At 29.0% G+C, this 11,697-nt stretch carries 12 protein-coding genes; 7 read left to right on the top strand and 5 right to left on the bottom strand.

Annotated elements, in window-relative coordinates; genetic code table 11:
- The 4 genes from HMPREF2852_RS09265 to HMPREF2852_RS09250 all read left to right on the top strand — a co-directional run.
- On the top strand, positions 1 to 909 hold a 909-nt coding region (locus HMPREF2852_RS09265), incomplete at its 5' end, for a phosphatidylglycerol lysyltransferase domain-containing protein (protein ID WP_148130570.1).
- 92 nt (positions 910 to 1,001) lie between these two features.
- Positions 1,002 to 1,520: a peptidylprolyl isomerase gene (locus HMPREF2852_RS09260; protein ID WP_070607955.1), complete on the top strand. Its 519-nt coding sequence runs from the start codon at positions 1,002 to 1,004 to the stop codon at positions 1,518 to 1,520.
- Positions 1,521 to 1,610: 90 nt separating this feature from the next.
- A complete protein-coding gene (locus tag HMPREF2852_RS09255) occupies positions 1,611 to 2,672 on the top strand; it encodes a guanine permease (protein ID WP_070607954.1) in 1,062 nt (353 codons plus the stop codon).
- 8 nt (positions 2,673 to 2,680) lie between these two features.
- Positions 2,681 to 3,217, top strand: a complete 537-nt coding sequence (locus HMPREF2852_RS09250; RefSeq protein ID WP_004838171.1) for a phosphoribosyltransferase family protein — start codon at positions 2,681 to 2,683, stop codon at positions 3,215 to 3,217.
- A gap of 63 nt (positions 3,218 to 3,280) precedes the next feature.
- Here HMPREF2852_RS09250 and HMPREF2852_RS09245 read toward each other — a convergent pair whose 3' ends face one another.
- The 5 genes from HMPREF2852_RS09245 to HMPREF2852_RS09225 all read right to left on the bottom strand — a co-directional run bounded on the left by HMPREF2852_RS09245 (position 3,281) and on the right by HMPREF2852_RS09225 (position 6,796).
- A complete protein-coding gene (locus HMPREF2852_RS09245) occupies positions 3,281 to 3,838 on the bottom strand; it encodes a manganese efflux pump MntP (RefSeq protein ID WP_070607952.1) in 558 nt (185 codons plus the stop codon).
- A 79-nt stretch (positions 3,839 to 3,917) separates the two neighbouring features.
- Complete coding sequence (locus HMPREF2852_RS09240) at positions 3,918 to 5,243, bottom strand: S41 family peptidase (RefSeq protein ID WP_070607950.1); 1,326 nt, start codon at positions 5,241 to 5,243, stop codon at positions 3,918 to 3,920.
- A 45-nt stretch (positions 5,244 to 5,288) separates the two neighbouring features.
- Positions 5,289 to 5,852 carry a tRNA 5-(aminomethyl)-2-thiouridylate-methyltransferase MnmM gene (locus tag HMPREF2852_RS09235; RefSeq protein WP_070607947.1) on the bottom strand — a complete coding sequence of 188 codons (564 nt, stop codon included), beginning with the start codon at positions 5,850 to 5,852 and terminating at the stop codon, positions 5,289 to 5,291.
- Positions 5,839 to 6,390 (bottom strand): ImmA/IrrE family metallo-endopeptidase, encoded by a 552-nt coding sequence (locus tag HMPREF2852_RS09230; protein WP_004838177.1) that lies wholly within the window; start codon positions 6,388 to 6,390, stop codon positions 5,839 to 5,841. Before HMPREF2852_RS09230 ends, HMPREF2852_RS09235 begins: the two co-directional genes overlap by 14 nt.
- A 7-nt stretch (positions 6,391 to 6,397) precedes the next feature.
- A complete protein-coding gene (locus tag HMPREF2852_RS09225; RefSeq protein WP_070607944.1) occupies positions 6,398 to 6,796 on the bottom strand; it encodes a helix-turn-helix domain-containing protein in 399 nt (132 codons plus the stop codon).
- Positions 6,797 to 7,092: 296 nt separating this feature from the next.
- Here HMPREF2852_RS09225 and HMPREF2852_RS09850 point away from each other — a divergent pair, with 296 nt between their 5' ends.
- The 3 genes from HMPREF2852_RS09850 to HMPREF2852_RS09215 all read left to right on the top strand — a co-directional run.
- Positions 7,093 to 7,230 (top strand): hypothetical protein, encoded by a 138-nt coding sequence (locus HMPREF2852_RS09850; RefSeq protein WP_004838179.1) that lies wholly within the window; start codon positions 7,093 to 7,095, stop codon positions 7,228 to 7,230.
- 60 nt (positions 7,231 to 7,290) lie between these two features.
- Positions 7,291 to 8,796 (top strand): bifunctional phosphoribosylaminoimidazolecarboxamide formyltransferase/IMP cyclohydrolase, encoded by a 1,506-nt coding sequence (gene purH, locus HMPREF2852_RS09220; RefSeq protein ID WP_070607942.1) that lies wholly within the window; start codon positions 7,291 to 7,293, stop codon positions 8,794 to 8,796.
- Positions 8,797 to 8,806: 10 nt separating this feature from the next.
- On the top strand, positions 8,807 to 11,697 hold a 2,891-nt coding region (locus HMPREF2852_RS09215), incomplete at its 3' end, for a phosphoribosylformylglycinamidine synthase (protein ID WP_070607939.1).

The raw sequence follows: 11,697 nt of genomic DNA, 5'->3' as shown, positions 1-11,697 counted from the left end.
TTTTTGGATGATAAGGATCTTTATTGGTTAAAAAATGATGAATATGATTTGGCTTGTCTTCAAATTAGGACTGTGGGCGATAAGGTAATTGTCATGGGGGATCCTATTGGAAATGAAAAATATTTTGATGAGCTTTTGGAAAAATTTATTTATGAAACTGATGATTTAGGTTATAACATTGTTTTTTATGAAATAAATAAAGATATAACAATGAAAGTCCATGAATATGGTTTCAATTTTATGAAATTTGGCGAAAGTGCAAATGTAAATCTTGAAGAATTTAATCTTGATGGCAAGAAAAAGAAAAATCTAAGAAAAACTATAAATAAACTTGATAGAGATGGATATAGTTTTGAAATTTTACAAGGACCTTTTGATGGAAAAACTATAAAAAGACTTCAAGAAATTTCTAATTCTTGGCTTGGAGAAGGCAAAGAAAAGGGATTTTCTTTGGGATTTTTTGACAAAGATTATTTGAATAACGGAGATATTGCTGTAATAAAAAATCCTAATCAAAAAATAATTGCTTTTGCAAATTTATCGCCAATTTATGTAGAAAATTGGGCAACAGTTGACCTTATGCGTTATGAAGAAAATGTTGATGGCTTGATGGATTATTTGTTTATAAATATTTTCACGTATTTGAAAGAAAATAATATAAAATATTTTGACCTCGGCATGGCTCCACTTTCAAATGTAGGAGTTATGAGACATTCATTTTTGCAAGAAAGAATGGTATATACGATTTTCAAATTGGGCGATCATTTTTATTCTTTTGAAGGGCTCAAGGCTTACAAGGATAAGTATGCAAGTTTTTGGGAAGAAAAATATCTTTCCTATTCTAGGGGTTCATCTTTGATTTTTTCTGCAATGACCTTATTTTATGCTATAAATAAAAAGGCGAAATAATTTTGTGGCAAAATCAAGGACAATAGTATAATAAATTATGAATCTATACAGAAAATTAAATTCTAATAAAAACAATTTTAAAGGAGAAATAAATGGAAAATCCAATAGTTACATTTGAAATGAAAAATGGTGCAATCTTTAAAGCTGAATTATATCCAGAAATTGCTCCAAATACTGTAAATAATTTTATTTCATTAATAAAAAATAATTTTTATGATGGCTTAATCTTTCATAGAGTTATAAAAGATTTTATGATTCAAGGAGGAGATCCACAAGGAAGTGGAATGGGTGGCCCTGGATATGCTATAAAAGGAGAATTTTCTTCAAATGGTTTTGAAAATAATCTGCTCCATGATAAAGGAGTTTTATCAATGGCTAGATCATTTATGCCAGATTCTGCAGGAAGCCAATTTTTTATAATGCACAAAAAAAGTCCACATCTTGACGGAGATTATGCAGGATTTGGAAAAATAATTGAAGGCATAGAAGAAATTGATAAAATTGCAAATGTAAAAACAGATTACAACGATAGACCTCTTGAAGATGTAAAAATTAAAAAAGTTACAGTTGATACAAAGGGAATTGATTATCCTGAAGTTGAAAAAATGTAAATTTAAGGCAGATTAATTTCTGCCTTTTTTTATTTTTTAAATATGGTATAATTTTATTCGGATTTTTAAAATAAATTTTTAGGAGGTCTTATGACTTTTAATGACATTATGGCAGCCTTGGGGGTTGTAATTAATGGAATTCCCCAAGCACTTTTGGCACTTTCGGTAGGTTTTTCTGCATTTCCAACTTCGCTTGGTTTTGCTGTGGGAGTATTTGCTTGTATGCTTTTGCAATCTCCAATTCCAATTTCTATGCAAGCTGAAACAATTGCCCTTGCAGGATCTTATGGCGATAATATTAGGGAAAGATTGTCGGTTGTATTTTGGGCAGGAATCATTATGTCCATACTTGGAATTACTGGTAGCTTAAATTTTATTGTTGATTTGGCTGGAGTTTATGTATTAAATGGAATGATGGCAGGAGTTGGATTGATTCTTGCAAAAATTGCAATTGATGGACTAAAACTTGAAACAAAAATGGTAAGTTTAATTTCTATAATTTCAGCCCTTATAACATATTTTGTTTCTGGAAGAAATCTTGTTTACACTATTATAATTTCTGTTGTTATTTCTTCAATTTATGCAAATATCATGAAAATGGAAATAGGAAAAGAGATTAAAAAAGAAGAAAGAAAACTTTCTATTAAAAAACCTATTTTAAATAAAAAAGTTATCAGAGGTTCTTTATCTCTTGCTTGCCTTACAATTGGTGCAAATATTGCCTTTGGAAACATTACAGCATCTCTTGGAGATGGAAATTTAACTGCAAATATTGACCATTTGACAATTTATTCAGGTCTTGCTGATTCTGTTTCTTCACTTTTTGGTGGAGCACCAGTTGAGGCTATAATTTCTGCAACAGGAGCAAGCGATAATCCAATTAATTCTGGAATTTTGATGATGGCAATTCTTGGGGTAATAATGTTTATGGGATTTTTGCCAAAACTTGGAAAATATGTCCCAGGAGAATCAATCCACGGATTTTTATTTGTACTTGGCGCTCTTGTAACTGTTCCAACAAATGCAAATCTTGCTTTTGCAGGAGGAGGCGATACAATATTAGTTGCAGGTATAGCTATGGCAACAACTGCAGCAAGCGATCCTTTTATGGGACTTGTAGCAGGAGTAATTCTTAAATTTATAATTTTATAGGAGATTTTATGGATTATTATAAATTAAATGTGTGTGGAGTCGAAAGAAATTTGCCAATAATACAAATATCAGATAATTTAAAAATTGCATCATTTGTTTTATTGGGAGATACAGAGCTTGCAACAAAAGCAGGATATGAATTAAGTAAAAAAATTGATTGCGATATAATTCTTACAGCAGAAGCAAAAGGCATAGCCCTTGCACATGAAATTGCAAGAAATATTGGAGAAAAATCATTTGTAGTTGCAAGAAAATCACAAAAATCCTACATGGAAAATCCTGTAAGTGTAGAAGTAAATTCAATTACAACAAAAAATACCCAAAAATTATTTTTGGATTTTAAAGATGTAGAAAAAATAAAAGGAAAGAAAGTAGCCCTAGTTGATGATGTAATTTCCACAGGAGAATCTATAAAAGCTTTAGAAAATCTTGTGAAAAAAGCAGGAGGAGAAGTTGTTCAAAAACTTGCGATTCTTGCAGAAGGAGATGCAGCTAATAGGGATGATATAATATTTTTAGAAAAACTTCCAATTTTTGAAATTTAAATATTAGAAAAATAAAAACTTCCAAGAAAAATGGAAGTTTTTTTAATTGCAAATAAAAAGCACTTATTGTAAAAATAAATGCTCAATTAGAATTTTTGTTCCTAATAAAATTAAAATTACTCCACCAATAAGCTCTGAAATTTGTTTGCTTTTCATGCCCAATTTATTTCCTATTTTAAAGGCTATTGATGAGAGAATAAAGGTTGTGATTCCTATTATTGTGCTTGAAGAAAATATATTTACATTCAAAAATGCAAAGGAAACTACAACTGCCATTGCATCAATGCTTGTTGCGATTCCAAGTGAAAATAAAGATTTAAAACTTAAGCCGTGGCTTATTTCGCAACTTGCATCTTTTGATTCTCTTATCATTTGAAAGCCAATTATAAATAATAAAATAAATGCAACCCAATGGTCAATTGCTTTGATTGAATTTGCAAAACTTGATGCAAGAAAATAACCAATTATTGGCATAAGACCTTGGAAAATTCCAAAACAAAGTCCAATGCTTAGGGTATTTTTTATGTTATTTTCTTTTATTTGAAGACCTTGACAAATACTTGCTGCAAAAGCGTCCATACTAAGTCCGATAGCTAAAATTAAAATTGAAATAAGACTCATTACTACTCCTTTTTTTCGGAAAAAAATTTATCAACGAAGAAACTATACTTGATATTTTTATATAAGCAAATAGAAGGCCTTAGCCTTCTATTTCTATAATTTTTTGTATTATTGGTTGGTCTTTTATTTCATCAAATCTATTTGAATCTATATTTATGTCAGGATTTGTTTTTTCTATTTCGTTTATATATCCTGATTCAGTCACTCCGATTTCTTTTGAAAATCTCAATACATATCCAGAATTTGGCAAATCAATTTGTAAGGGGTCAGTTCCAATTCCATCTCCCTTACTTTGGCTTCCTACAATTGTTGCAAGTTTTGTTTCTTTGCAAAAAGATGCTAGCATTTCTGCTGATGAAAATACTGACGAATCTATAAGAAGATAGATGTGACCTTTAAATTTTATGGAATCTTCGCTTGGACTTATTTTTGCAGGATAATTTGTGTAATAATCAAATTTTGAAAGTATCTGTTTTGTATCATTTGAAAAATTACTTGCATTTAAAAATTCGCTTACACCTTCTTTGTATTTTTCTTGGCTTATTACTTTCTTATTTAAATCTCCTTTTTTTATAAAAGAATAATAACTTGTAGAATATGGCTTATCTATAATTTGTGGAAGAAGAAAATCTTGCCAATATCTAGAATCGCCACCAGTATTTCCTCTTATATCAATAACTAGAGCTTTTTTATTTTTTGCTTTTTTTAGATAGGTTTTCAATTTTTTTCGGTCATAATTTGAATAATCATAATTTACCATTGAATTAATTTTTAAATATCCTATCTTATCATTTATATCTTTAGCTTCAATATTGTCTGTACGAATTTCGTTTGAATTTTCTGTTGCCTTTCCTAAAATATTATTATTTTTATTTATTTTAGCTTTTGTTTCATACTGGTTGTATTTCAAATAATCATTTATTTTTTTATTATCTAAATTGTATCTTCTTCTTACATTTTCCTTTTCATAAACATGGCTTATATAATGACGCCAATCATTTTCTGGCATTTTGTAGTAGGTTATATACATTTCAACTGCCTGATTTTGGTCAATTATTTGGGTGTGGTCGTTATTTAGCTCATACAAAATTTTATTCATTCTCAAGCCAAAGTCCACATCATTTTTGGAATTTTCTATATATTTTTTGAAGCTTTCTTTTTTTCCTAACCAGTCAATATTATTAATTTTCTTATTTATGTCAAAATAAGGATAATAAGTTTCTAAAATATTGTAGGCAAATTCAAAATCTTCTATATATTTATCCTTTGTCAAATCTTTCATCTTTTTTTCTTCCAAGCTTGGAAGATTTATTTTTTCAGCATTTTTTGGACTTGTAAAATTCAAAAAAGCCAAAATAAGTAAGAGTGAAATTATAGCAAAGGGAAAAAGTCTTCTTTTTTTCATCTAATTTATCCTTTCCTAATTAATTATAACAAATAAAAATTTCTTTCACACTTTTCTTATGGAAATAAGGAAGGGAGGATTGTTTATTTGATTATAAAAATTATATTTTATGACTTGAAATGTTTTTTGATCTAGATTTTTTAAAAATTCTCCCACATATTTTTCCTCATTTTTGCCTTCTTCATGGCCTGGATAAAAAGTTATAAGAATAAGCCCATTTTCATTTAATAAATTTAAACAAGATTTTAGAGATTGTATCACAGACTTATGATTTGTTGTAATTGACTTATCTCCTTTTGGCAAAAATCCCAAATTATAAATAAAAAGGTCGATTTTTTCTTCTATATATTTTTCAATATTTTTGTGATCATCAAGAATAAATTTAAAATTATCCCTTTGACCTATAAGTTTTTCACATCTTTCTTGTGAAAGTTTTTGTATATCAAAAGCATACAAAATTTTGGGATTTTTCTTATCCAAAATGAATTTTGAATCATTTCCATTTCCAGCCGTCATATCGCAAGCTCTTATATTATTTTCCACCCTATTTTCTATCAAATAATGGGAAAGTTTTACCGGATTATTTATAATTTCATCAGTATATATCATGATTTCTTATATCCTTGCCGTCAATATCCTTAAAAAAATTAGGATCAGCTTCTTCTTTTTTTATATTCATGCCCATCCTATGCATCTCATTTAATTTAAAAATCATAAGATTTACATTCACATTATACATAGAGGCTAGTTGGTTGTAAGTGTAGCCTGCTTTTACATCATTTATCAGTTCTTTTTCATCCAAAAGAAGATGGGCTGCAAAAATATTTGCACACAATTCCATTTCACTATTTATATCAAAAAGTTCATACTCAATCAGATTTTCATTTTTTGCCATATCTTTGTGATAAAGGTCATGGCCCAATTCGTGAGCAAAAACCATATTTTGAATTCTTTTGTCAACAAAGGGATTGTAAAAAACAAAAGAATTTCTTTTGATAATTTTATACATACCCAAAAGTTTTGTATTTTCCTTAAAAGCAATTATATTTACGCCCCTTTGAATTAAAATTTCTTTTGGATTTCTGCTGTCATATTTTTTAATTAATTTTTTTACATCATCAAAAATTTCATCGTATAAAAAAGACATATTTCACCTAATCCTTGTGAGGATTATATTTTTTATTTTTATTTTTTGCAATATAGTAGGCCTCTTGGATAGAATCAAGGATTGCTTTTTTATCCTCCTCATTTATTTCCCCACCAGCCATAAGGCCGATTACCCCATCAACCATTTCCTTTGCATCTCTTGCTCCCTTGTAGCCATATTTTTCTCTGGCATCAAGAATAAAATTATCCTCATCAGTTACAAGATAATCGTGGCTAGTGTCCAAAACCTCTGCAAGCTTGTCATAAATTTTTCTATATCTCGGTTTAGATTCTCCCATTTCATATCTTGAAATAGTTTTTAAAGAAACACCAACAAGCTTTGCCAGCTCTTCTTGAGTTAAATTTTTATTTTCACGAAGCTTTCTTAACTTAGATTCAAAACTCATAATTTCTCCTTTTAATAGACACTCAAATCCTTGAGCATCTTAAATTCAATCAAGTCATTTAATGTCATAATTATACAATATCAGTCATTCAAATTCAAGGAGAGAAAATATGGGAATAATTGCTAAAATTGCATAGAAATTATTGAAGATAGAGGATAAGTGCAAAAGCAAATACAAAACTAGAAAAATGTAGATTGCAAAAAATTATTAATTTTCTTAAAAAAAATAAAAATATATCTTTAATTTTTAAAAATATTGTGGTATGATTATTTTACATTCATTTGGGGGTATTTATCATGGATTTTATTTTTAAAATTGAAAAATTTACAATTATGATTTTATCTATGAAAAAAATTGAAAGGCTAAGATCTTTCTGTGAATTTCTATGCCCAAATTTGTCTATGAATGGAGTAATGTTTTATCAGGGAAGCTAATTTTGTTAGCTTCCCTTTTCTTGTCTTTAAATTTAGACTAAAAGCTTATGGGAGGGATTAATGAGAGCTTTAATATCTGTTACTGAAAAAAAGGATGTAGAAAAACTTGCTAGAGGATTGAGTGAATTAGGTGTGGAAATTGTATCTACTGGCGGTACATATAAAAAAATTAAAGAAAGCGGAGTAGATGTAAAAGAAATTGAAGAGATAACAAATTTTCCTGAAATTTTGGACGGTAGAGTAAAAACTTTATCTCCTTATGTTCATGGTGGAATTCTTTACAAAAGAGATAACGAAAATCACAAAAAAACTGTGGAAGAAAATAATATCAAAGACATTGATATAGTTGTTGTAAATTTATATAAGTTTGAAGAGTCCTTAAAGAGTAATGATATTGACAATATTATTGAAAATATTGACATAGGCGGACCAACTTTGATTAGATCTGCTGCCAAAAATCACAAGGACTGTATAGTTTTGACTGACCCAAGTGATTATGATGAATTTTTGGAAAAATTAGAAAATAATCAAGTTGATTTGGAATATAGAAGATATTTGGCTATGAAAGCTTATTCTCTTACAGCTTATTATGACAGTGTAATTTCTAGATTTTTCAAAGATTTAACCAAAAAAGAAAGTGAATATAAAACTTATGGTCTTAGAAAAATTGAGGATTTAAGATATGGAGAAAATCCAAGCCAAAAAGCAAGTCTTTATGAAGATACTTATGCAAAAGGACTTTTAAAAGATATAGAAATTTTACACGGCAAGGCAATGAGCTTTAATAATTATAATGATTTAAATATTGCTTTGGAACTTGCAAAGGAATTGGGAGAAAATTCTTGTGTAGCTTTAAAACACCAATCTCCTTGTGGAGCTGCTATTGGAGAAAATGCTTTTGATGCTTACAAAAAAGCATACGAAGCTGATTCTTTATCAATTTTTGGTGGAATTGTTGCCTTAAATGGAGTAGTTGATGAAAAAACTGCAAGTATGATGAGTGAAATTTTCCTAGAAATTATTGCAGCAAATGACTTTACAAAAGAAGCTTTGGAAATTTTATCTAAAAAGAAAAATGTTCGTCTAATAAAAGTAGATTTATCAAAAGAGATGATTAAAGAAGATGTAAAATATTTGGAAGGAAAAGTTTTAGTTCAAGATACAGATTCAAAAGAAGATGATTTTGAAGTTGTAACTGAAGTTAAACCAGATAAAAAAGATATTGACGATTTAAAATTTGCAATGACAGTTGTAAAATATACAAAATCAAATGCAATTGTAATTGTCAAAGATGGAAAAACTTTGGGAGTTGGTTGTGGACAAACTTCAAGAATTTGGGCGTTAGAATCAATCAAAAATAATCATCCAGATGTAGACTTTACTGATTCAATTATGTCATCAGATGCCTTTTTCCCATTTGATGATTGCGTAGAATTTGCCCATAAAATTGGAGTAAAATCAATCATCCAACCAGGCGGATCAATCAAAGATAAGGATTCAATTGACAAATGCAACGAATACAAAATGTCCATGGTATTTACCAACAACAGACATTTCAGACATTAAGGATAAAATCATGAAAAATTTGGTTAAGAGAATTTATGTAAGAAAAAAAGATAGGTTCGATTACAAGTCCAAGGAAGTCAAAAAAGAAATAGAAAATCTTTTGAAAATAAAATTAGAAAAATTAAATATCTACAACAGATACGACCTTGAAATTAGCGATGAAAATTTGGATAAGGCAATTAATAATGTCTTATCCGAAAGAAATCTTGATTATGTTTATGCAAAAGATGAGGCAAAAAAACTTGAGAATTCTTTTGAATCTGCTCTTGCAGTTGAATATCTTCCAGGTCAATTTGACCAAAGGCGACAAGGAGTTATCGATACTTTAAATTTGATTTTGGATGAAAAAACAGATTGTAAAACTGCAACTGTCTATGAATTTTCAAAATTAAATGAAAATGACCTTAAAAAAATTGAAAATTATCTAGTAAATCCCGTTGATAGTCACAAAATTGATTTGAAAGAAATGCCAGAAAGTTTGGATACAAAAAGGGAAAAAAATCTAGAAAATGAAATCTATGATGGATTTATAGATTATTCAGATGAGGAAATTTCTAAATTTTTAAAAGCTCACGACCTTGCAATGGATAAAAATGATTTAAGAATGGTTAGGGATTATTTTAAAAAAGAAAATAGGAATCCAAATGAAACTGAAATAAAAATATTAGATACTTATTGGTCAGACCATTGTAGGCATACAACTTTTAATACAAATCTTGATATTGATATAAAGGCAAAAACTGTTCTTGATGAGGCTATTAAAAATTCATTTGAAAAATATTTAAAAATGAGAGATGAACTTGATATTAAAAAGCCAATAAATCTTATGAGTTTTGGAACAATTCTTTCAAAATATATGAGAAGTAAAAATGACTTTGATGATTTAGAAGTTTCAAGCGAAATAAATGCCTGCTCTGTTTATGTGAAAGTTAGGGTAGAAAAAAATGGCAAGGAAAGTCTTGAAGATTATCTTTTGATGTTTAAAAATGAAACCCACAACCATCCTACAGAAATCGAGCCTTTTGGTGGGGCATCAACTTGTCTTGGGGGAGCAATAAGAGATCCACTTTCAGGAAGAAGCTATGTCTACCAAGCTATGAGAATTACAGGTGCTGGAAATATTTTGGAAGATGTGGATAAGACAATGGAAGGAAAACTTCCTCAAAGAAAAATTTCAAAACTTGCCGCAAAAGGATATTCATCCTACGGAAACCAAATCGGTCTTGCAACAGGATTTGTAAAAGAAATTTTCCATGAAGGCTACAAGGCAAAAAGAATGGAATGTGGGGCAGTAATTGCCGCAGCACCAAAAGAAAATGTAAAAAGACTTACACCAAAAAAAGACGATATAGTTTTATTAATTGGAGGAAGAACTGGAAGAGATGGAATTGGTGGAGCAACAGGTTCATCAAAATCTCACAAATTAACTTCAATAATTACAGAATCTGCCCAAGTTCAAAAAGGAAACGCCCCAGAAGAAAGAAAACTTCAAAGATTATTTAGAAGAAGCGAAGTTGCAAAACTTATAAAAAAATGCAATGATTTTGGAGCTGGTGGAGTTTCAGTTGCCATTGGAGAATTGTACGATGGAATTGATATAGACCTTTCCAAAGTTAAATTAAAATATGATGGTCTAAAGCCATCAGAAATTGCAATTTCAGAATCTCAAGAAAGAATGGCAGTTTTAATTGATAAAAATGATAGGGAAGAATTTGAAAAATATTGTAGGGAAGAAAATGTAGAAACAGCTTTGGTTGGTGTGGTTACTGACACAAATAGGATGAGAATGTTCTATGAAGATAAAAAAATTGCAGATATTTCCTATGATTTTATAAATACAAATGGAGCAGAAAGAAATGCGAAAGTCGAATTTGTAAGCGAAGAAGTTCCAAATTGTTTGACGGAAAAGTCTTCTGATCCAAAATATTTTTACGAAAAAATAAAAGATTTAAATGTAATTAGCCAAAGAAATTTAATAGAAATTTTTGATTCAACTATTGGACAAAATACAGTTTTACAACCTCTTGGAGGGAAAAAACAAGTAAATCCATCCCAAGCTATGGTTGCAAAAATTCCAGTAAATGAAGGAAAATCTAGAACTGTTTCAATAATGTCCTACGGCTTTGATCCATATTTATCAGAAAAAAGCCAATATTTGGGAGGATATTACGCAGTAATTGAATCAATTGCAAAACTTGTTTCTGTTGGAAGTGACTTGGAGAAAATAAGATTATCTTTCCAAGAATTTTATGAAAAAATGGATAATGAAAAATCTTGGTCTAAACCATTGAAATCACTTTTGGGAGCCTTTGAAGTAACAAACTTTTTTAAAATGCCTCCAATTGGTGGAAAAGATTCAATGAGTGGAAGTTTTGAAGATTTGAATGTTCCTCCAACCTTAATTTCTTTTGCAACAACAACTGAAGATATTGAAAATATAAAATCAAATGACTTAAAAGGCAAAGGAAAAATTGGTCTTGTTAGGTCAAAATATAATTCCGATATGACTCTTGACCTTGATCATTACAAAAATTTATTGGAAAAAATAATAAAGGCAATGAGAGATGGAAAAATTATTTCTACAATTGCCCTTGATAATAAGGGGATTTTAGCAAATATTTACGAACAAGCCTTGGGAAATTCTAATTTCACTTTAAATTTTGACAATTTATATAATCCAATGTTTGGATCTTTTGTGGTTGAATATGTAGAAGATTTAGATTTTGTTGAAAAAATTGGAGAATTTTCTGATGATTTAATTGTAAATGGAGAAAAATTAAATAGTGAAAAATTAGAAAAAGCCTATTTGAATGAACTAGATCAAATTTTTGCACCAAAAGAAGAAATTTCTTATGAAAAAATCGACCAAAAAGAGATGAAAGTTTCTTTAAAATCAAAAAA

The organism is Anaerococcus sp. HMSC065G05 (assembly GCF_001812365.1).
GTDB lineage: Bacteria > Bacillota > Clostridia > Tissierellales > Peptoniphilaceae > Anaerococcus > Anaerococcus vaginalis.
This window is presented reverse-complemented; position numbering and strand designations above follow the sequence as displayed.